Origin of the sequence: Paenibacillus sp. FSL L8-0470, assembly GCF_038008625.1 — a bacterium.
Lineage (GTDB): Bacteria > Bacillota > Bacilli > Paenibacillales > Paenibacillaceae > Paenibacillus_AQ.
On record NZ_JBBOZM010000001.1, the window covers coordinates 3,225,491 to 3,246,596 of the forward strand.

General features: G+C 46.7%; 21 protein-coding genes, 1 pseudogene and 1 riboswitch. Of the genes and pseudogenes, 13 read left to right on the forward strand and 9 right to left on the reverse strand.

From position 1 onward, the window contains the following. Positions 1-74 precede the first annotated feature (74 nt). On the reverse strand, positions 75-1,064 hold the full coding sequence (gene trpS / locus NST99_RS14570; protein WP_341092634.1) for a tryptophan--tRNA ligase: 990 nt from the start codon (positions 1,062-1,064) through the stop codon (positions 75-77). 616 nt (positions 1,065-1,680) lie between these two features. Here trpS and tnpB point away from each other — a divergent pair. Beyond that, positions 1,681-2,769, forward strand: coding sequence for an IS200/IS605 family element RNA-guided endonuclease TnpB (gene tnpB / locus NST99_RS14575; RefSeq protein WP_341092635.1), 1,089 nt, complete (start codon positions 1,681-1,683; stop codon positions 2,767-2,769). A 171-nt stretch (positions 2,770-2,940) separates the two neighbouring features. Continuing rightward, positions 2,941-3,281, forward strand: a pseudogene (locus tag NST99_RS14580) (GNAT family N-acetyltransferase); the annotation flags it as partial. On the opposite strand, the gene NST99_RS14585 reads toward NST99_RS14580, so the two are convergent. Together NST99_RS14585 and NST99_RS14590 are read right to left on the reverse strand one after the other, a co-directional pair. Beyond that, on the reverse strand, positions 3,226-4,818 hold the full coding sequence (locus NST99_RS14585) for a DUF4179 domain-containing protein (protein ID WP_341092636.1): 1,593 nt from the start codon (positions 4,816-4,818) through the stop codon (positions 3,226-3,228). The pseudogene NST99_RS14580 and the gene NST99_RS14585 sit on opposite strands and share 56 nt — an antisense overlap. Beyond that, entirely contained in the window at positions 4,787-5,368 is a 582-nt protein-coding gene (locus tag NST99_RS14590) for an RNA polymerase sigma factor (RefSeq protein WP_341092637.1), read from the reverse strand. The genes NST99_RS14585 and NST99_RS14590 overlap by 32 nt, the downstream gene beginning before the upstream one ends. Before the next feature lie 120 nt (positions 5,369-5,488). On the opposite strand from NST99_RS14590, the gene NST99_RS14595 reads away from it, so the two are divergent. From NST99_RS14595 to NST99_RS14610, 4 genes are all read left to right on the forward strand, one after another. Then, positions 5,489-6,259: a nucleotidyltransferase domain-containing protein gene (locus tag NST99_RS14595; protein ID WP_341092638.1), complete on the forward strand. Its 771-nt coding sequence runs from the start codon at positions 5,489-5,491 to the stop codon at positions 6,257-6,259. A gap of 126 nt (positions 6,260-6,385) precedes the next feature. Beyond that, positions 6,386-6,477, forward strand: a riboswitch (cyclic di-GMP riboswitch). Positions 6,478-6,527: 50 nt separating this feature from the next. Then, on the forward strand, positions 6,528-7,583 hold the full coding sequence (locus NST99_RS14600) for a hypothetical protein (RefSeq protein WP_341092639.1): 1,056 nt from the start codon (positions 6,528-6,530) through the stop codon (positions 7,581-7,583). A gap of 135 nt (positions 7,584-7,718) precedes the next feature. Next, positions 7,719-8,078 carry a hypothetical protein gene (locus tag NST99_RS14605; protein ID WP_038590982.1) on the forward strand — a complete coding sequence of 120 codons (360 nt, stop codon included), beginning with the start codon at positions 7,719-7,721 and terminating at the stop codon, positions 8,076-8,078. 44 nt (positions 8,079-8,122) lie between these two features. Next, positions 8,123-9,121, forward strand: a complete 999-nt coding sequence (locus tag NST99_RS14610; RefSeq protein WP_341092640.1) for a ketoacyl-ACP synthase III — start codon at positions 8,123-8,125, stop codon at positions 9,119-9,121. Positions 9,122-9,418: 297 nt separating this feature from the next. Here NST99_RS14610 and NST99_RS14615 read toward each other — a convergent pair whose 3' ends face one another. From NST99_RS14615 to NST99_RS14625, 3 genes are all read right to left on the reverse strand, one after another. Then, entirely contained in the window at positions 9,419-10,225 is an 807-nt protein-coding gene (locus NST99_RS14615) for an alpha/beta fold hydrolase (protein WP_341092641.1), read from the reverse strand. Between the two features lie 16 nt (positions 10,226-10,241). Continuing rightward, positions 10,242-10,787, reverse strand: coding sequence for a PadR family transcriptional regulator (locus tag NST99_RS14620; RefSeq protein WP_341092642.1), 546 nt, complete (start codon positions 10,785-10,787; stop codon positions 10,242-10,244). 81 nt (positions 10,788-10,868) lie between these two features. Continuing rightward, complete coding sequence (locus NST99_RS14625) at positions 10,869-11,060, reverse strand: hypothetical protein (RefSeq protein ID WP_341092643.1); 192 nt, start codon at positions 11,058-11,060, stop codon at positions 10,869-10,871. A 187-nt stretch (positions 11,061-11,247) separates the two neighbouring features. Between NST99_RS14625 and NST99_RS14630 the strand changes: the two genes are divergently transcribed. After that, positions 11,248-12,099, forward strand: coding sequence for an alpha/beta fold hydrolase (locus NST99_RS14630; RefSeq protein ID WP_341092644.1), 852 nt, complete (start codon positions 11,248-11,250; stop codon positions 12,097-12,099). A 131-nt stretch (positions 12,100-12,230) separates the two neighbouring features. Here the strand turns inward: NST99_RS14630 and NST99_RS14635 are convergent, their stop codons facing one another. Beyond that, positions 12,231-13,091, reverse strand: coding sequence for an alpha/beta fold hydrolase (locus NST99_RS14635; RefSeq protein ID WP_341092646.1), 861 nt, complete (start codon positions 13,089-13,091; stop codon positions 12,231-12,233). 89 nt (positions 13,092-13,180) lie between these two features. Next, positions 13,181-13,315, reverse strand: a complete 135-nt coding sequence (locus NST99_RS14640) for a hypothetical protein (RefSeq protein WP_341092648.1) — start codon at positions 13,313-13,315, stop codon at positions 13,181-13,183. Between the two features lie 140 nt (positions 13,316-13,455). Between NST99_RS14640 and NST99_RS14645 the strand changes: the two genes are divergently transcribed. The 6 genes from NST99_RS14645 to NST99_RS14670 all read left to right on the forward strand — a co-directional run bounded on the left by NST99_RS14645 (position 13,456) and on the right by NST99_RS14670 (position 19,701). Further along, the gene (locus NST99_RS14645) at positions 13,456-13,818 is read left to right on the forward strand and encodes a BlaI/MecI/CopY family transcriptional regulator (protein ID WP_341092649.1); all 363 of its coding nucleotides are present in this window, start codon (positions 13,456-13,458) and stop codon (positions 13,816-13,818) included. A 2-nt stretch (positions 13,819-13,820) separates the two neighbouring features. Continuing rightward, positions 13,821-15,881: a M56 family metallopeptidase gene (locus NST99_RS14650; RefSeq protein WP_341092651.1), complete on the forward strand. Its 2,061-nt coding sequence runs from the start codon at positions 13,821-13,823 to the stop codon at positions 15,879-15,881. Between the two features lie 184 nt (positions 15,882-16,065). Next, a complete protein-coding gene (locus tag NST99_RS14655) occupies positions 16,066-16,869 on the forward strand; it encodes a MerR family transcriptional regulator (RefSeq protein WP_341092652.1) in 804 nt (267 codons plus the stop codon). Next, positions 16,844-17,488: a GNAT family N-acetyltransferase gene (locus tag NST99_RS14660; protein WP_341092653.1), complete on the forward strand. Its 645-nt coding sequence runs from the start codon at positions 16,844-16,846 to the stop codon at positions 17,486-17,488. Before NST99_RS14655 ends, NST99_RS14660 begins: the two co-directional genes overlap by 26 nt. A 6-nt stretch (positions 17,489-17,494) precedes the next feature. Next, positions 17,495-18,508 carry an alpha/beta hydrolase family protein gene (locus NST99_RS14665; RefSeq protein WP_341092654.1) on the forward strand — a complete coding sequence of 338 codons (1,014 nt, stop codon included), beginning with the start codon at positions 17,495-17,497 and terminating at the stop codon, positions 18,506-18,508. A gap of 125 nt (positions 18,509-18,633) precedes the next feature. Further along, complete coding sequence (locus NST99_RS14670; RefSeq protein ID WP_341092655.1) at positions 18,634-19,701, forward strand: GNAT family N-acetyltransferase; 1,068 nt, start codon at positions 18,634-18,636, stop codon at positions 19,699-19,701. A gap of 77 nt (positions 19,702-19,778) precedes the next feature. On the opposite strand, the gene NST99_RS14675 is transcribed toward NST99_RS14670, so the two are convergent. Beyond that, positions 19,779-21,023, reverse strand: coding sequence for an MFS transporter (locus tag NST99_RS14675; protein ID WP_341092656.1), 1,245 nt, complete (start codon positions 21,021-21,023; stop codon positions 19,779-19,781). Between the last annotated feature and the right edge of the window lie 83 nt (positions 21,024-21,106).

Below are 21,106 nucleotides of genomic sequence, written 5' to 3' on the forward strand. Positions count from 1 at the left end.
GGCCTCTTTGCTATTCACAATTATTCATCTGTTAAGTCATCAATTCCAGAACCTTTGTTGAAAGCATCTCGAGTTCATTTAAAATAATCAAGGCTCATGGCCTCGCGGACTTCGTTCATCGTTTCCTGGGCCAGAGACCGGGTATGGCGGGTGCCGGCCATTAGAATGTCATCGACAAGCTTCGGTCTGGCCGCATAATAAGCCCGGCGTTCCCGCATCGGTGCCATAAGCATTTCCAGCGCGGAGGTGATCCGTTCTTTGCAGGCCGAACATCCGATGGTCCCGCGTTCGCAGCCTTCGCGGATTTCAGCGGCGTCTTGCGGAAGAAAGGCCTGGTGATAAGCATAAATTGGACAGAGATCCGGATGCCCGGGATCATTTTTATGAACGCGGGCAGGATCTGTCACTGCTCTTTTTATTTTGTGGGCAAGGTCTTCCGTTGAAGCATTGAGCGTTATGGCGTTGCCGAGGCTTTTGCTCATTTTCGCGTTGCCGTCTGTGCCAATCAGCCGGGGTGTTTCACTAATCAACGCCTGAGGTTCCACAAATATAGGCTTATACAGCTCGTTAAACCGGCGCACAACTTTACGGGCCAGCTCCAGATGCGGCAGCTGATCCTCACCAACGGGAATGATGGTGGCTTTGCAAAAGGCAATATCGGCCGCTTGGCTTACCGGATAACCGAGGAACCCATAATACATTTCATCCAGACTGCTGTTTTTCGATTCTGCTTTTACCGTTGGATTGTGCCGCAGGTTATTCACCGTAACAAACATAGAGAAGAAGATCGTCAGCTCGGCGATTTCCGGAATCATGGACTGTACATAAAGGGTTGTCTTACCGGGGTCAATGCCTACAGACAAATAATCGAGCATAATCTCGCGGATATGGCTGCGGATCAATTCGGGTCTATCGAAATGGGTCGTCAGTGCCTGAACATCCGCCAGAAATACATAGGATTCATATTGATCCTGCAAAATAACCCGGTTCTGCAGGCTGCCGGCGTAATGGCCAAGGTGAAGTTTGCCGGTAACCCGATCTCCTGTGAGTACACGTTCTTTCATCGTTAAAAAACCTCCTGGTATAATGTTGTTGTGTAGAAATTATAAATCGCCACCACCAGCCATCCTCCATGGCCATCACCCCCTTATCAATACAAAAAAACTCCGTCCCATAAGGACGAAGTTGTCGTTGTACCACCTTAAATGACCGTCCCGCTGCATGAATTGCAAGCGTTACAGTCTTCGCTATACGGTGCGGAGATCGCTAAATACATGATCTCGAGACCGCTCCCTTGATAACGGCGGGATGCCCGGCATTTCCCTACAACATCGTAGCCGACGGTTCGGGAAAGCAACTCCAAAGTCCATTCGATCATATGCCGGACACCGGTTCGCAGCTACACCACCGGCTCTCTGCAAGTCCTCTCACATATGTCTACTTACTCTTCTTCTGTGTTGTTGTTATATATGTATATTATTACCTGATCCATGGAGATTGGTCAATGCTTTATTAGATTGGGGCAGGAAAAAGTATCAATTGTGATAAGTTATTTATCAAAGAAAGCCGAGAACACCCAACCTTCTATAGGTTGGGGATGAATCGGTGTTTTTTGCAAAGAAAACGAACGTATGTGCTATAATATCCCTATATACTTTGTCGAAAGGAGGTTGTGTTGGCATGCTCATTCATAAAGCCTATAAGTATCGCATCTTTCCTACAAATGAACAACAGCAACTCATTCATCAGATGTTCGGGTGTTGCCGTTTTGTGTTCAATCATTTTTTAGGCCTATGGAATGATTCCTATAAGACGAAAGGCAAAGGCTTATCCTACAATCGTTGTGCCACACAACTTCCTGCACTCAAACAACAGTTCGAATGGTTGAAAACCGTGGATAGCATTGCTTTGCAATCATCGGTTCGAAACGTGGCAGATAGTTTTGATCGGTTCTTCAAAAAACAGAATCAAGCTCCACGTTTCAAAAACCGTAAACACCCTGTCCAAAGCTACACAACGAAATATACCAACGGCAACATTGCTGTGGAAGAACGTCTACTCAAGCTTCCCAAGCTGGGATGGATGCCCTTTGCCAATTCCAGAGCTTTAGAGGGACGCATCCTGTCTGCAACCGTTCGCCGGAATGCGTCTGGGAAATATTTCGTATCCATCGTCTGTGAAGTTGACGTTAAGCCCCTGCCTCAAGCCAGCAAAGAGATTGGTGTTGACCTTGGCCTTAAAGAGTTTGCCGTCTGCTCCGATGGATTTCGGGTTCAAAATCCCAAGTGGTATCGCCATTTCGAAAAGAAGTTAGCCTATTGGCAACGCCGTATGGCTCGCCGTAGCAAAGGCGGCTCTAATTGGCACAAAGCCAAGCAAAAGGTCGCTTCCATTCATGAGAAGATCGCCAATTGCCGCTATGATTTTCTGCATCAGCTCACAATCAAACTGATTCGCGAAAACCAAACGATCAGTATAGAAAACCTTCGCGTGGCGAATATGCTCAAAAATCACAAACTGGCAAAGTCTATCGCCGATGCGTCCTGGAGTGAGCTCGAACGTCAAATCTCCTACAAGGCGAAATGGTACGGACGCACGGTTAAGATTTCGGATACCTTTGCCCCGACCAGCCAAACCTGTTCTGTATGTGGCTTCATCAACCCCGAAGTGAAGAACCTTTCAGTGCGGCAATGGGTCTGCCCAGGTTGTGATACAACGCATGATCGTGATGAAAATGCCGCACAGAATATTATAATGATGGCGGTTTAACCGTCTTGCAAAGAACTGTGGGAACCACAGGGATCGCTTGGTGTACGATTTTTCACATTTGAGAAAATCGATGCATTTTGCTTCAAGGAAGCAATGACCCAAGAATCCCCCACCTCTACAGGTGGCGGGAGTGTTCAAAGACAATAAATGAAGAGGGATGCAATTACATAAATATTCGGCTGTAATGATAATGACAAATTGCTTGGTATTATCGAGGCATTTGATTTTAATCAGAAAGTAAATATGGTATCGGTCGGCTATTTTTTGGAGCAAGCCCATTGGGGTGGGGTGGAATTCAAGCTGAAGTAATGCCTCCCAATAGGGCTTCCAAAAAGGTACTGCTGAACAACGGCTTCATGAAAGAAGGGACTTTGAGACAAGCCAATGTATGGTCAGGCAAAGGAATCGTCGATCTTGAAGTGTACAGCATCCTGAAAGATGACTACATCAGCAAACTCAAGGTTTTTTCACTTCGATTTTTGGCAGAGCAAAGCTCCAGTTCACATCGGTAAACCTTTTATCCGTTATGACCCGGCGGAGCGTCAGCTCCTCGGGCAGCTCAGTCATGCCTTTGGCAATAAGATAGGCTTCATTCACATGATTGCCCGTCTCACCGAATGTGACTGTCTCATCCATAGTGAAACCACCTCTAAAGATAACTTTGTATTCCTTTCCTTTACCATCGAGGGCGACCCACTTGTCATTGGCAAATCTGTTGGTGAATTCGCCGCTGACCGACATCCAGCCGGATATTCCCGGTTCATCCTTAATTTCTTTGATCTCCATCTTGTTCACCTTCAGCACATCACCTTGAGCACTAAATACTGCAGGTTTCTCATTAAGCTCATGAGGATGGAACGTCACTGAATCGTTAGACTTGACGGGACTATTGTAACCATCCAGGATGAACCGTACTTGCCGGCTGTCATATGGAAGGCTCTTGAAATAGTAGGTCCAGTGCAGCTTGCCGGCTTGTTCTGTTGATCTGACAGTGTAGCCGAAGGAAGTGTCGGTAATATATCCGGACTTGTAACGGTTGATTCTTGAAACTTCTTCACCTTTCTCATCCTCAAAATGGAACATGAGCCCAAGAGCGTTATTAAGATTGGCAGAAATAAGGCTGGCTGCCTCTCCAGTAAGCGAGGTGTTGAATTTCAGTGTGACACCTGCAGGTGTATGCATTACTTGATCCATCTCCAGCTTCATCCCATCCGGAGTTTTATAGACATGGTCCTTCAAATCTGTGGTTACCGATAATGCCTGTGCTGCGGTCATATCTGCTTCATAGCTAAAACTCCAGTCTCCGGCGACTACCTTTTCTGTTTCACTGTTTGAAGCCAGTTCATGAATATTGCCTTGAATAACTACGGTGCTTCCTGGGCCTTCATCAGGGAATACGTAAGTCAACAGCAGAGAGGCTTGACCAGAGTTTCCATAAATGTCACTGGCCAAGGGCATGATCTCTTTCAGTTCTCCGATGTTGTGTCCTTGTTCATCATGGATTTCCAATTGGCTGGTATTAAATTTGGACATTGCGTCGTTGGCAGCATGTCCGGTTTTATCCGTAATGCTAATGTTAAGCACCAAACGGGTAGGATCAGCCACTACGTCCTGCAGGACAAAGGTATAGCCTTTATCGGTTTTCTCTATGCCAGGCTGCTGCACCACTCCGAGTATTTTGGCGTCCAGAAGACCAAGCTCTGCCCACTGGTTGGCAAGGAGGAACGGCTTCTGTGGAGGGTTGGACAGCGTCTCTGACACTGTACCTGATTTGCCTATAAAGAACAGTAATGAAGCAATTCCTATCACTGCAGCAACAGTGCTGCCCCACTTTAAACCTCTTTTTAGGGTGCGGCCCGTTTGCATTCCGGATATCTCGGATAATTGTTGCCCGGAGGCAGGCAGTATCTCTGTATTGCGAACTTGTTCCATAACGCGCTCTGTGAAATCATCAGCTAGATTAGAGCTTGTATACAATTGTGAATCCGTCAATAGATCGTTATCAGTGCCGGACAAGTCATTGTGATTGGTGTAAGCCCATTTTTTCATTGGAACCCTCCCTGGATTTCGACCATTGTTTCTTCAGCTTTTGACGGGCGCGGTGGAGACAATTTTTGACCTGATGCATAGGCATTCCCGTTATCGCTGAGATTTCCTCATAGGATAATTCATTGGTATAGCGAAGCAGCAGTACAATCCGGTATCGTTCTGGAAGCTTGGACAATTTCCGGTGCATTTCAAGCTCGTCTTCCTTACGCATATACTGCTCTTCAGGGGTTGGCCCGCGATCCTTCTCCTCCAGTAAGTTACTGCTTGTTAGGCCTGGGGATTTCCGCCTTTTCAGTGACCTGAAGTGGTTGATCGCAATGGCGTACAGCCAAGCCGCAAAGCTTGATTGGCTATGATGCCCGCGGAGTTTCTGGTATGCCTTAATAAATGTTTCCTGGGCCAAATCCTGTGCATCCTGGTGACTGGCGCCCATACCGAGCAGCAGACCATACAAGCTTGACTTGTATTTGTCTACAAGTACCGCAAAGGCCTCCCGGTTGCCCTGCAGCACTTCGGCAATGATTTGTTCGTCGTTTTCCTGTGCCTTCATCCAGTGCCTCCAATTGATTTATTTGTATATAAGACGCACCAGCGCCACAATATTTCTCACTTTTAATAAAAAAGAAAGATTATGTTCAGATCATACTACACATTGCAGGGGGAAGAGAGAATGAAACAAGACGAAGCAATCCGTCAGGTAGGCCTGGCCGTAAAGGGTGATCCGGCAGTCAGGGCGGTATTTCTGAAAGGCGCACATGCCAGAGGAGAGCAGGATGCTTACTCGGATGTTGATTTGTACTGTTTGGTCCACAGCGAGGGCTTGACAGATTTTTTAGCGCGCAGAATATCCCATATGGAGAGCTATAAACCGCTGATATTGTGGTCGGAAGCTAACTTCGTAGGCCCGCAAATTGTTGGCGTATTTGAAGACGGTCTGCATTTCGATCTTTATACAGTGACTGAGGAGAGTCTGAAACAAACTGAGCAAATCCTTGTCCTGTATGATCCCGAGGGATATCTTGCCAACTACAAGGCAGCAGAGAGCTTCCCCATGTCGGATGCGGAGATTACGAGGATCCTTTCCGGTTTCACTTTCAGCCTTCTGGAATTTGAAACCGCGTATCTTCGCGGCGATTTGCTCTGGGCACATCGGCTCGGCAGTCATCTGGCGGCAGATCTAATGGCGGTTCTGCGGCATGTAGTAGATCCTTCTACAGCGCAGCTAGGTATTAAGAGACTGCATCACAAACTCAGTCCACAGCAACTGGATGAGTTAACAGGAGCGTTAAATGGTCTTGGACCGGACGCATTACCTTCAGGTGTGAAGAAGCTGGTGGACCTCGCTGCAGCGTTAATTGCAGACTTGACAGAACGGCTGTCAGAGAACTGGAATCAACGTTTTTTCGATTTTATGGTCAAACGGATCTATGCACTATCGTAGCCAAACAGATACAGCGAACAATATTTGAATGTGAGAAAAAAGGAGGATAATGACTGCTATTGTCGAATTATAAATTTAGATAGATAATAAATACCAAAATATGTTTGTGATTCGGAAGCGCCAGCTGATGAACAAAGGCAACTCCGCCGAAAGGCGGAAGACGCAAAGCCACCGGTCTAAACCGCTCACGAAAGCGGCATGACAGCGGGGACGCTCATGTAGTTTGGTTTTTTGTTGTCTAAATACAACAAAAGGAGAATAAAAAAACATGTTTTTGAAGATTCGCCACAAATTGAGGCCAGGCTTAACGTTTATTCTGGCTGCGGTCTTGGCTGCAGGCCCCCTGATTGCCACTCCGGTCCACGCAGCTGCGAAGTACACTTTTACGGATGTCAAAACTGCATATAACATGCCGCTTGACTACAACTACAAGTTCACAGGTGACACGATCGCTTCACTGGAGAAGGATAGCAAAGGGGCTTATCAGCTGTACTTACATAACTGGAAGAAGAAGACGACGGAGAAGGTCACTTCAACTAACACGTTCAAAACGAACTTGCAGCTCCTGGGAGACAGTGTTTATTATTATGAGTCCACAATTGAAGTGACTAAGCAAATTAATATCTACCCGAAGAAGCTGGTACAGTACAATTTGAAAACCAAAAAAACAAGCGAGCTTCCGCTGGAAGTGAATAATCCGGAATTACTCGGTGTGGGTGATAAATATTATGCACACAGCAGTAGCTCATATTTTTACTTCACTAACAAAACGACGCTGGAAACCCAGACCATTAATGATCTCGGTTTTGATCAGGTCTACCAGTTTGTAGATGACAAGTTCATCTATAGCAAATGGGACACCGGCACGTTGTATCTGTATGATCTGCCAAGTTCAAAAACAACTGAGATTTATAAGCTGAAAGAAAATGAATCCTTCAACCTCGTAGCTTCGAATGGTAAAGATATTGTCTGGATGATTGACTCCAAAGAAGTGGATACTGCCGGCAAGACCAAAAATTACTTCATTTATATGACGATGGACCGCAGTAAAGCCGGAGCCCCGGTAAAAGTATTGCTTAAACGTGAATGGGTAATTGGCGACCGGAATGATCTATTAATCGTGGGTGACAATTATGCGGTGTTCTCGGAAATGATGAACAATAAACTGGTAGCCCGCGGAGTGAACCTCCGAAACGGGGAACTCTTTTTGCTTGGGGAACGAAACCGCAGTGCGGACAATTTTGTGTATTTTAATAAAGACACTTTGATCTCACGCGACGCGAATGACTATATTGTGCTTCGTACAATAGTCAGAACACCATAAATAAATTTTTAGAAACTATCAAAAAAAAGTGCAATTTGATGATAGCAGTAAAGCGGTAAATCTTGGGTATCAACCTATTTCCAATGAATCCCGCAATCACAAATTAAAAAAACAACTAGAGGAGTGCGTTAAAAAATGATCGCAGAAACTAAAATGTACCCGGAATTCAACACCATCTTCATCAGCTTGCATGGATTTGCCGAATTGGCTGAAACGGTAAAAGAAGTGGAAATATTCGAGGCGTCCATGCCGACCTTGCCGATTCACGAGATGTCTCTGATTATTGACTGCAATGATATGGCGCCCTTCAAGCCGGAGATATTGCCGGTTCTGGAACGCTGCTATGTGCTGTATAACGGATTTAAACATGCGGTTCTGGTGAATCCGAAGAAAGTGGTAGCCAAATCTCAATTACAGAGAGTAGCTCCAAGCGCCGGATTTAAAGGACATTTTGTGGACACGGTGGAAGAGGCATGGGCAATCGTTAAATCCTAAATCCTAAATCGTATATCCTAAATCTAAGCAGAGGGTGGTCGACCATGGCTAATGTCAAAATAATAAGCACCGAAGTGTACCATCCTGCCTATAAGATCAGCAATGAGGAATTGGCTCTGCAGGCCGGATCTTCAGCGGACAAGCTTATCGGCATTTGGGAGTTCTTTGGCCGTAAGAATCGTTATTACGCGGCGGACTATGAAGAGAGCACGCTTTATATGGCTATTGAAGCATCCAAAAGGCTATTGAAGAGCTGCGGGCTCAGCGGAAGCGATTTGGATATGATCGTATTCTCCTCAGGAACACATGATTTCAGCGCTCCGACAGATGCTGCATTTGTGCATCAGGCGCTGGAGGGTAAAGATTCCTGCATTATCTATGACAGCAATGCCAACTGTGTAGGTATGGTTGTCGCTGCTGACCAAGCAGCCCGATCCATGATATCCACTCCCAGAGTTAGATACGCACTCATTGTAGGGTCGGAGCAGATTGCCCGTTTCTACAAAGAAGGTGACCTGGCGTCCAAGGGCCTGTGCGGAGATGCAGCCTGTGCGGTTCTGCTGGAGAGAGTGGAGGATACGGACTCCGGCCTGATAGATTCGGCGTACTACACCAATACGCAGAAGGCGGAGGATATGCAGTTCCCTGCCGGAGGCATGACACAAATGTACGGAGAACATCTGTCGCTTGAAGAGAAAAAAATCTATCTTCATCCGGAGTACAATGTCAATGTGGCTTTCCCGACAGCGGTATCCAATATTGAGCAGCTGCTTCAGGAACATGGCTATACTAAAAGTGATGTGAAGCACTATATCCTTAGTCAGTTAAACTTGAGCGTCATTAAAGATATCGCGGGCAAGCTGGACGAGGAGCTCGTTAAATTCCCTTACATTGGGGATATTTATGGCTACACAGGCACAAGCAGTCCATTTATCACCCTTCACCATGCGATTAAGGACGGTACGCTGGTCCCCGGCGACTTGTTCTTTATGTGGTCGGTAGGCGCGGGTATTACGAGTTGTGCTACCTTGTGGAGACTCTAACATCACTATTACAGTAATGGAACGCGATAGAAAAACAACGAAAGCCTGCGCTTTGCCGCAGGCTTTTTTGTGTGTTTTCGCCGGGGCGAGCCATCTATATAAGTTGAACTAAAGAACTACCTAGAGGCAAAAGCAGCGGAGGGGGATTTTGGAACTGGAGGAACGGTAGTGTCCGCCTTTGTCTTCGGATTTCTACCGCCAATAGCGGTTAAAATCAAGAAATCTGAAGACAACAGCGGCCGGAAGTCCAAACATTCACCGCAGTTGCGTTCTATGCCGGCTCGGTAAGTCTAAAGTTCAACTTATATGGTCTTTATTTAAGAATTCAAGAATCAACTCTATAAATTCAGCAGGCTGCTCAAGATGCGGATAATGGCCGCATTGACGCAGCTGGACGAGTTCTGAAGCTGGAATATTCTTATGTACGTAACTGCAGATCTGCTTATTGAAGGGTAAATCCAGCCCGGCTTCCATAACAAGTGTTGGATGACTGATTTCATTTAAGCGACTGTAGGCCGGAGGCATTAAAGGACGATGCAAATTAGGCTTACCTTGATAAAAGACTTCATTACTGACATAAAGCTCTTGTAATTGGGTGCGAAGCGTCTGATCTTGTGGAACGAGGTAGTGCCAGAAGCTGTTCTTCATAAAATGCTCTGCAGCCTTGCCGATTCCAACCCGGCGGACTCTCAGGAAATCCTTCATGCCCTCCCAGGACAGCCGCAAGGGATACTTGGCGCCGTTAACTGAAGGGGCAACAAGGATTAGCTTGCTGACACGATCCGGATAGGCCAGAGCGAAGTCAATCGCAGCACTTCCTCCAAAGGAAGAGGCGACAACACTGGCACGGGTAATCCCAAGATGATCCAGAACGGATTTCAGATCCTGATAATAGGAGAAGGGAGTGGTGATAGCTTCGCTTTGTCCATATCCTCTTTGATCATACCGGATCACCTGATAAGCTTGAGCCAGTCTTTCCACATGGAGATCCCACACCTTGAGGTTGGAGTAGCCGCCATGCAGCAGCACAAGCGGTTCACCTGTTCCTTGTACTTCGATGTTAAAGTTTACACCATGGATGTTATGCAGTTCACTCTGATTCACTTTTTTCACTCCCTCGTTAACGCTGTTGATTTAACCATTCAATTGATTCTTTGCACCACTGCAGTCTAGCTTCGGTTGACAGGATCCCATAGTTCAAGGTTAACATCCACATCGGTAAATCCTCCGGTGATTGCTTCTGTGTAATTAATGCACTTTGTTGTTCGCGGTAAACCTCCATGGCATTTGTGAGCTCACCCAGCTCATGCTCGAACAAATCTCTAATGACTTCTCTATCCTGAGGGGTTGCAAAAAAAACCTTCAGCAGCAATTCATCCCGGTAGTTTAGGGCGCCAATGGGGGCGGACAGCCATTCCCGGAAATGCTCCATGCCTTCAGGCGTAATCTGATACTTTTTCTGCCCGCGTGTTTGATTGGGTGTGCTGGCTTCCACCGCATATCCTTGGGCAACAAGCTGCTTCAAAGCAGGATAAATCTGCCCGTAGCTTTCACTCCAGAAATGATGAAGTGAGCCGCTGAAATGCTTCTTGATGTCATATCCGGAATAGACTCCTTTCGTTAAAACACCCAGAACTGCGAACATTGTATTTCCCGATTTGGCCATAACCCTCACTCCTGACTATAATGTATCTATTAGATATATCATACAGCGTTGATCTTATAATTTCAACCCTTACAAGCTATCTCATCGGCACAAAAAAACAGAGCAGCGGAGGGTATCTCCCTCGATACTCAGGCTACTGACCACGATTCCATTGTCAAAGAGAGTGCGTGCCACCCGTTCCTTTTCATTTAAATAATCGTACAGCTTGACCGTCTGATCCGGCATAACCTTGTAGTTACCGGTGTGCAGCTGCATTTCCAGAATACATAACACCGGGTTTCTCTTGGTGGCAACTGTTTTAACTGGAGATGGTATAATAATACAAGTGCGCATAAATGTGCGCCTACGATTTGGTATAGGGGGGAGCAGAGTGCTGGAACGCTCAATGGAAAATATCATGGGTTCAGGAAAGGAAAGGAGGGATGCGAAAAAAAACAAATGAAATGAGGATGATTTTGAGATGAACAGAGGACAAGTGATGAGCAATGACGGTGTAAAACTGAATTATTTTGTACAAGGAACCGGGCCAAAGATATTGGTTATAGGCAGCAGCGTCTATTATCCGCAACTCTTCTCGGCAGATTTATTTGCACAATTTCAGTTTATATTCCTTGATCATATAGGTTTTGCCAGTCCGTTTGCAGCCTTGAAGCCGGAGCAGTACCAGCTGGACCGGGTGCTGGATGACCTCGAGCTTGCAAGGCAGCAGCTTGGCCTGAGTGATGTGGTCATAATGGGGCATTCAGGGCATGCTTTTATGGCGCTGGCGTATGCCAGGAAATATCCGGAGCAGGTTCACAAAGTAATTCTGCTGAATTCAGCGCCAAGCAACAGCCGGGAAAGGCAAATTCAGAGCGCTGCATTTTTCAATGAGACTGCAAGTCTGGAGAGAAAGACGGGGTTCGAACAGGATTTGGCTCTGCTAGAAGGCGACATCCGACTAGACCCGGAACGCCGCTTCGTTCACATGTGTATTCGAATGGGTGCACAGAGCTTCTACGACTATTCCTTTGATGCAGCCTATATGTGGGAACAGGTACAAACGAATATGCCGGTTATGGATTATTTGTGGGGCGAGGTATTCGCCGGGATGAATCTGCTGCAGATGCTGAAGGATGTCAGAATGCCGGTTTTTATCGGGCTGGGAAGATATGATTATCTGGTTGGACCTGTTTCCTTATGGGATGCTATCGACGACGAGACATACCCACATGTGAAGAAGATAATCTTCGAGCACAGCGGACATAATCCGATGTTTGAACAACCGGAGCTTTTTAATCAAACATTGATAGAGTGGATGACACAGGGGTAATGTTTGTTTAGATACGCTATATGAGTTGAACTGAAGTTCAACTTATATAGTCATTCACAACTACTGAATAAGAGGATCAGAGAAGATCGCCGACGGCGAATTTTCCTGATCCTCTTTACGATTCAGGTTGCTTAAAGCTGACCTAAAAATCCATCCATATAGGCATAAAACTCTTCCTTGTTGCTGAGATGTACATTATGGTCGGGATGGGACATTTCATAGGCATGACAATTGGTGAGCAGGGACTGCATTTTGTTATAATCCTCGTCCGGTACGCCCTCACTGTTCTTAGCTCTAATCAGTAAAACGGGACACTTGATCTCCGGCAGCAGGTGATACCAATCTGCATTGTAATGAATGTTGGCAGCCATCGCCTGGGGACTGAACATCATCTGGTATCCATCAACGGTTTCGATCAGACTGTTCATGAAATATTGATAGCTAAGCTCCGATTCCATGGCCTGCCGGATATAATCCATCGCTTCGTTTAGGCTGGAGAAGGGCAGCGGCCAATCCTTGGTTACAGGCTCAACACATGGTAGCTGATCCAATGGCAGCTGGCTTGGCGTGGCAGGCCCGGCTGGGGATTTATCCAATATCGCTAAGGCTTGTATGTAATTTGGGTACATGGCTGTCAGATATCCGGCTACCCTCCCGCCCATAGAATGGCCTACCAGAATGATCGAATCGATCTTCAGATGATCCAATAGTTCAATAATGTCCCCGGCCATTTCTTCACCTGTATACTTGGATACAGGTTTGCTGCTTAGTCCGTGACCTCTTTGATCGGGGGCGATAATTCTGTACTGTTTGCCGTAATGCCGCATGAAATCAACCCACGTTTCTGCTCTGCCCCATCTGCCGTGGAGACAAAGAATGACCGGACCTTCCGTACGTGTATCCAGATAAAACATTTCCAGACTGTTCAGCTTAGCCAGCTTTCTGTAGATTTTTGGATGCTCCAGCTTTTCCTCTAAGATTGAATCCCGCATATTTAACCTCCAAGTGAATCTAATGTATTTGGATGAATTATACCATGTGAACTAAATAAAGGGAACGTATGTTTCCTTTATTCGTGTAATTACTCCCAGTAGGGTGTGCATGTGAACAGGAACTGTTCTTTGTTAACATAATGCTTAAACTCTCTGGAGGCCAGTCTTTGAATATGCTCCTGCAGCCAATCCTTGGCATCAGGCAGCCCTATCCAGAAATTCATGGTTTCAAGCTGTGCGGCTATAACTGTCCCAAATGCAGCGTGTGTTAAAAAGTGGAACTTATGGTAGACAAAGCGGTCTACAAGTTGTAAACTGTGACTACATTAGTCTACGGATTGTAGACCCAAAGGAGTTCTGCAGAATGGATAAAATCAGACTGACGGAGATGGAAACTAAATTTGCGGACCTCATCTGGAGCCATGAGCCAGTCCCGTCGGGCGACCTCGTGAAGCTGTGCGAATCTGAACTGAACTGGAAAAAATCGACGACCTATACGATGCTGAAACGTCTGGAGAGCAAAGGGATTTTTAAAAACAATGAGGGTGTGGTGGCAGCGCTCATCTCCAAAGATGATTTCTCTGCCCAGCAGAGCAAGCAGTTTGTAGAGGAGACCTTTCAGGGATCGTTGCCGAAGTTTCTGGCCGCATTTACGAGGAGCCGTAAGCTGAGCGACACCGAGATTGACGAGTTTCTTAAACTCATTCAAGATCATAAGGAGGAATAACGGTGGAATCGCTGTTTTCGCAACTATTGAGTATGAGCCTTACCGGCAGCTATGTCATCGTATTTGTGATTGTGGCCCGGCTGCTGCTTAGAAAAGTTCCCAAGATTTTCTCGTATGCCCTGTGGTCAGTGGTGTTGTTCCGGCTCGTATGCCCGTTCTCCTTCGAAAGTGTATTCAGTCTGATTCCTGCCAAAGCGCAGGAGATTCCGCTTCAGCGGATCGCCATACAGCCGCCCCAGATACCTAGCGGATTAGCCGGAGACGGGCAAGCATTAAATAACCTGCTGGCTGAACCTGTCGCTGCATCTGTGGTGGATACAAGTACTGCTGCCGATACGAATATCTGGCTGCTTGTGGGCCAATATGTATGGCTGTTTGGGATTGTGGTGCTGCTCCTCTACAGCATTAGGGCAACGGTGCGGTTAGTTCGGAGCTTGAAGCCTGCACAGCAGATGAGCGGAAATATCTATGAGATGAAAGGACTCGCAACCCCATTTGTGTTCGGGGCAATCAGGCCCAAGATTTATCTTCCGGCAGAGATTGGTGAACATGAGCGGGGGTATATTCTGAAACATGAACAGGTGCATATCAAAAGACTTGACCATCTGATCAAACCTTTAGCATTTGCTGTATTATGCATACATTGGTTTAATCCGCTGGTCTGGATAGCTTTTGTTCTAATGAGTGAGGATATGGAGCTGTCTTGTGATGAAAGTGTTATCCGGCAGTTAGGCAGCGGCATCAAAAAGGATTATTCCACTTCACTTTTAGCACTTTCGGCGGGCAGACGGTTCATAGGCGGTTCACCACTTGCCTTCGGTGAGAATAATACGAAAGGACGCATTCTCAACATCCTGAACTACAGGAAACCCGCGTTCTGGGTAGTGATCCTTGTTATTATTGCCATTGCTGCTGTCAGTGTGGGTCTTATGAGTAATCCGAGACAAACCACATTAACTGAACGGGATTATGCTGAACAGTTCATTCAAGAAGAAATTGCGGGTTTTACCAGCAATGAGGCGAATAAGTTCAAAATTGTAGACAGCAGCATCACGAAGTTTGAAAAGCTGGCAGAGTTTGATAATCTGATGCCTGCTTCTTTGCAAATCTGGCACCTGGAGTATCGCCTGAAGCCTGATGATCCGGCTAAAGTAAGTGGGGCATTTGATCTGAAAGACGGAATGCTTATCGAAGAGGGCAGCATGGGCGACCCGATAATGGTTTTTTCCTATGAACAGGATACTCCGAATTATTTGGGCTCATTCCGGAGCGCAGAATATGATTTAAGTACAATTGCCGGCCAAGAGACTGCACTTCGTATGTTCCTCGAAGGCAAACAGCTATTGCCTCATGAGACCTATAGCGGGAAGCATATTCTGGTCAAATTTCCACTGACACTGGGTGAGACCAGCCAACTGTTATTATCACAGCCCGCGAAAGCAGGAGATAAAGGAATTTGGGCCGTTGAGCGCTGGAAGGATACCCGTGGCAATGAGTACTATCATACGCCGCAAAGTGATCTCCCGCCCGCAGAATATTATGACCGTTTGCAGGCACAAGCGGATCAGGGGGAAGAGTCCTGGCTCCTTGATCCTCAGCAGGTGGCCATCCGGTATATCAAAACTTTTATCGGGCCAACGGTTGCCAAGGATAAGCTTGAGGTGATTTATAATGCAACAGCAGCAGAGTTTGCCGTCTCTCCGGAAAGCACTACTTTAGGTTATGTTCTGAACTTCAGCTTGGACAGTGAATCCTTTGATTTTGACAATGTTGAGTGGCTGACTGAGGCGGATTCTGCACGGTTTAAGGATTTGAACATTACGGAGGAAGATTTGCCGGGCGGATTTTATATTCTTAACAAATATACGTTTACAGACCCCATGAAAGTAACCGGTGAAACGAAGTATAGCCTCCTTGACCAGGAGAACTGGGGCTCTTATAAAGACGTAACTAAGCAGGAATTCATTGAATTTCTCAATCAATACTCTGATTATTCGCCCTTATGCAAAGTTAATTACAAGGACAACGTTGTTACCGGCATTTCGGAAGTCTATCTGCCATAATCTAATCTAAACCTTCAATATAAGATTCTAAAACAGACCGTCTTCCAGTTAGGGAGAGGGTCTGTTGCTGTTGATTGAGCATATAGCGCAGAGTTGGCTGAGATCTTTGCATGTTTCGGTTGACCTTAGGTCAGACCTAAGGTTTATAGTAGAGATATCCAAAAGAGACAAAGGAGCCCCGCATATGAGAGATACCCTTACGATTAGCCAATTATCACAATTAATGAACGTTTCTGTTCATCAGCTGCGTTATTTTGAAGAAAAGGGGGTGCTATACCCGGCATTTACGGAAGACAATCAATACCGGATGTATGGGATCGATGAGATTTATCAGCTATCCCATGTTTTGCTGCTGCGCAAACTGAATATTCCGGTTAGTCAGATCGAGCAATGTCTCACTTCATACTCCGGCAGTCAGTACAAGCAGGTTTTTGAACAGTCGCTGACCAAAGTTCAGGAAGAAATCAACAGATTGGTTAAGCTGGAACAATTCATTCACAAGGTATTGAAGGAACAGGCGGACATGGAGGGACGTGATCAGGAAGTTGTGATGGTTTCTTTGAGGCCCCGGTATTTGAGACACTGGCTGTCTCTTGATGAGCATCAAGTGCTTACTGCCGGAACATTGTATGAGCACCGTCCAGCTCCGCCGGATTTGTATGAACAGGATCTGCATTACTTAACAGATAGCGGAGTGATCAAGATATGTTATGAGACCATGGAACCAGCCGATTACGTGCTTGAAGAAGGTGACTATCTGCTGAAGAATTTTTCTGTGCATCGAGTGGAAGAGCTCGAACAAGAGGTTTTGCAGCTGGAGCAATATATACAAGAGCATGGGTATACTCGCCAAGGTCAAATTGTGGTGATCGAAAAGTCTTATTTGTCCATGTTCAGCAACGAGCAGCTGCATTATCAAATCCAAGCCAAAGTGGGCATATCGGAAAGGGAGACTGAAAACTATGCATCTACCCCAGTTTCAGATTGAGCCATTTCATGAGGATGATCATGAGCAGGTGTGCGAGCTGCTGGTTGACTCTTTTCGAAGCAAATTTCAAGCCCTTGTTCATTTGAGTGATCGAGAGATGACTGAATTATTAATGAAGCTTTGGACCTTTGACAGCAGAGATGTATCTGTTAAACAATTTGTTGCCCGAAAAGACGGGAAGATCGCCGGTGTGCTCTGTTTAAAATGGAAGCCTTCAGAACCCCGGAGTAATCCGCAGAGCCAAGTGAATATAATCCGGTTTATCCGACAGTATGGCCCTGTAAAGGTTCTGAAGCTGCTGACAGGACTGGGTGCGCTGGGCTATGCTCCGCATGAAACTGAATGCTACATTGAACATCTTGCTGTCAGTTCCAAGGAGCGGAATCAGGGGGCCGGACAACAACTGTTGAATTATGCAAAGAACATGGCTGTACAATCCCGGTGCAAAGTGCTTTCTCTGCATGTATCATGCAGCAATTCCCAAGCGATCCAGCTTTATCGCAAGCTGTCATTCGACATCAGGAGGACCCGTTACAATGTGCTCAGGCATCTAATCTTCCGGGAACCAGCCTGGCATCTAATGACCTGGGAAACGAGTGAAATAACATGCAGGGAGTGAACTTACTTGAAGAAAGCGATGAAAATCACATTATGGATCATGGGCAGCCTGATGGCTGCCGCTGTTCTGTTTATCCTCTATCAGAATGACTACGAAATGACTGAAAAGAGCGTGCGGATTGAAACGCCGCAAGGCATCTTAACGGGAACTTTGGTGCTGCCGGAGGAGTACTCCGGAAAGGTTCAGCTTGTTGTTTTTGTCCATGGAGACGGCCCGATTAATGCCGACCATGAAGAAGGGTACAGACCTCTATGGGAGGTGTTGGCAACTAACGGATATGCTTCCTTGTCTCTGAACAAGCCTGGCATCGGGGGTGCTCCGGGCAATTGGCTGGATCAGAGTATGGAGGACCGGGCGCAGGAGATTCAATATGCAATAGAATGGGCACAAACGTTGTCTATGATCGATGCTGACAACATCGGTTTATGGGGGGCCAGTCAAGCCGGATGGGTCATACCCAAGGTAGTGAGAGAGAACCGCCATATTGCTTTCAGCATTCTTGTCTCACCGGCTGTAAACTGGATCACTCAGGGTCAATTCAATACTAAGGAGGAAATGAAGCAGGCCGGCATAAGTGCTCAGGAAATCATGCGGAAAGAAAAATACAATCAGCAAGTGCTGAACCTGCTAAAGGCCGGGGCATCTTACAAGGAGTATTTGAGCATAGCCGATCCTGAACATGTCATCACGGAAGAGAGATGGACCTTTATCAGCAAAAACGTTAAGTCTGATGCTACGGCAGAATTAACCTATTTTAATTCACCGGTACTGCTTGTTCTGGGAGGCAAGGACATCAACGTGGATGTGGAAGAAACAGAGCAAGTTTACCGGAAAGAGATTTCAGCAGGACTGCTGACAGTAGTCAAAATCCCGGAAGCCGACCACTCCATGATGAATGAGCCACTAGCGGATTCACAGCTGCTGACCGTGATGACTGCTCTTTTTGCACCCGGGAAATTGACCAATACCGAGTATTTAAACTCGATCTCCGGGTTTGTCACGCAGCAGAAAGCAGACTGATAGCTTTCACCGTGGGCTGGATTTATTGGTTATAACCAAACAATCCCTTGTAAAATATGGATGGAGGTCTGAAAATGTATATTGTGTAATCATTGCAGTTGACAGCAGATCTGGAGGATTAACCTATGATTGTTTTGAACAAAGAGGAATATGGTAAGGTAAGACATCTTGTGGAAAGTCAGAACGAGTTATCCGTATTTTCGGTGCTGAACGGAGAAATGCCTGGCGAGGTAAAAGTGAATTCAGCAGAACATCCGGATGCCGTCCTTATTGAGACGAGTGAGACTATTTTGCTTGCCGGCAATGCAGGCGACACCGATTTTAATAAGGAAATTACAGGAGAGCTGGATTTTTGGAATAACGTAACCCCCGATTCGGCCGAATGGCGGGACAAGATCCCAGCCATTCACCCTAATAGATTCATTAGAGAGTATACAAGATATAAATACAGCCTCAGCAGCAGGGAGTTCATACACCCGGAGTTGTCGCTTCCTGAAGGTTATGTCATGGAGCCCGTTAACCTGAAAGACCTGAAGCAACAAAATTACGGCAATGCAGACCGGATCTTGGAGTGGGCCCAAGCCTGGGGAAGTGAAGAACGGTTTGAGGAAGGTGGCTGCGGCTGCTACATCCGTAAGGAGAATCAAATTGTCAGCTGGTCCTTAAGCGACTGCTCTGCAGGAGATGTCATCGCAGTGGGAATTCATACAGATGCGCCGTTTCGAAAGCTGGGATTGGCCAAGAAGGTTGTTGCCGGTGTCGTCCAGCTTTGTTTTGACAAAGGGTATAGCAGGGTTGAATGGTTGTGCGTCTCATCCAATGCCGGCTCCCGGGCCATCGCGGAGGGACTTGGATTTAAGAAGGAGAACGAATACGCCTCCTTTTCCTCCTACCCGCCAATTGAGAACCAGAGAGACTTAAGTGAAGAGGGCTGGTATGATTGGGGGACTTATCTGGAGAGGGCGTCCAAGGAAGAGCCTAAGCTGGCTATGGATTGTCTGTATTGTTATATCAAAGCTAATGAAGTTGAAAAGACAATGACCTTCATTCGGGAACTCACTGCAAGTGGAGTGGAAATTACTCCGCAGCGGTTGGCCGACGATATTTCCTGGTTTCAAAAAGAGGGATTATGTTTGGCGTTCAACAGTCCGCAGTGGGCCGAGTTTACCGCGGGAATGCTGCAGAAAAAGTAAATGTAACATACATCTGCATAGGTAAACCCAAAGAAGCCGGGCTGAACACGGCTTCTTTGGGTTGTTCTTTTACTTGATTAAGACGCCGGGCCTATAGCCTGCTTGCTGACTCGTTTGCGGTATAGATGCAGCAGAGCATAGGAGAGGACAAAGGCGGCGGTAACCAGCCACAGCGGAATCCGCGGGTCCAGCTTGTAAGCCCATCCGCCGATAATGCCCGCAGGCGAGGTGAAGAGAAGAATCAGCACGGACAGCATGGAAAAGACCTTGGCGCGTTTATCATCGTCGATGGCATTCTGGACAGCGGTCTCCAGATAAGGCGAACTGATCATTAGCCCCACTGCCGACAGGATGGTACTAAGGCCGATCCAGAGCAGGCTGGATGACGGGTAAAGCACAAGCATGACGCTTGATAAAGCGGACAATGCGAACCCCGCCATCATGGAGCGGTTCGCCCCCTGCTCCGGAATTTTAGGCATAATCAGCCAGAGTGTCAGCAGCATAATGATGGAGGACACAGCCGGAAAGAGCGACAGAATGCCGTTGTCCAGCTGCAAATAGTCTGCCAGATAAAGAGACAGATATGTCGTCTTCAATGTGGCCTGGAAGTTGAACAGAATGTACACGGCGAAGATCAGCAACAGATTGCTGTCAGCCCATAACTCGCGGAAAGCGCCGCTGTACTCGATCAGGCTCTGCTTTAGCCCAAGCTCGCGCGTCTCCTGTCTTTTTTGGATTCCGGCTGCGGTTTCGCGGGTGGTCAGATGACGGCCGACAAACTGGAACGTCATCAGGACAAAAGCGAGAACGTACATAATCCTTACACCTTGCACCATTCCGTACTGGGCGACGAGCAGACCGCCGAGCGGTGCGAACAGGCCGCCGATGACACTGATGATCTGCAGCAGTGTGAACACGTAGGTACGGTCGGCTGGCCGGGTATCTTCAACAATCAGGCAGTAGAAAGCAACATGCGGCACACGCTGAAAACCGTTGATGAAGGCAGCAGCCACAAAAAACCACAGGTTCTGCGAAAATGCCCACAACAGCGTAGCCAAGCTCCAGCTAATCAGGTCAAAATATAAAATCGCCCGCTTGCGGCCCAGCCTGTCGGTTAAATAGCCGCTGATAAAAGAAGACAAAACTTGAACGATAAGTCCAATTGTTGTGATCCAGCCGATATTCATCTCCGTAACGCCAAGCTCGTACATATATAAGGTTGCGTAGGTAGAGAACATGCTGAACGGGATCAGGAAAAAAGGCTCAAATGCGAGACAGCCCCGGCTGTTCCCCTGCAGACGGGCGAAAAACGGTCGTGCCATGATGGTTCCTCCGGATTGTTATAATTAATGGATTTAAGCTTTAATCGTATATGAATTTGCGGAAAAATAAAAGAAGGAAGTAT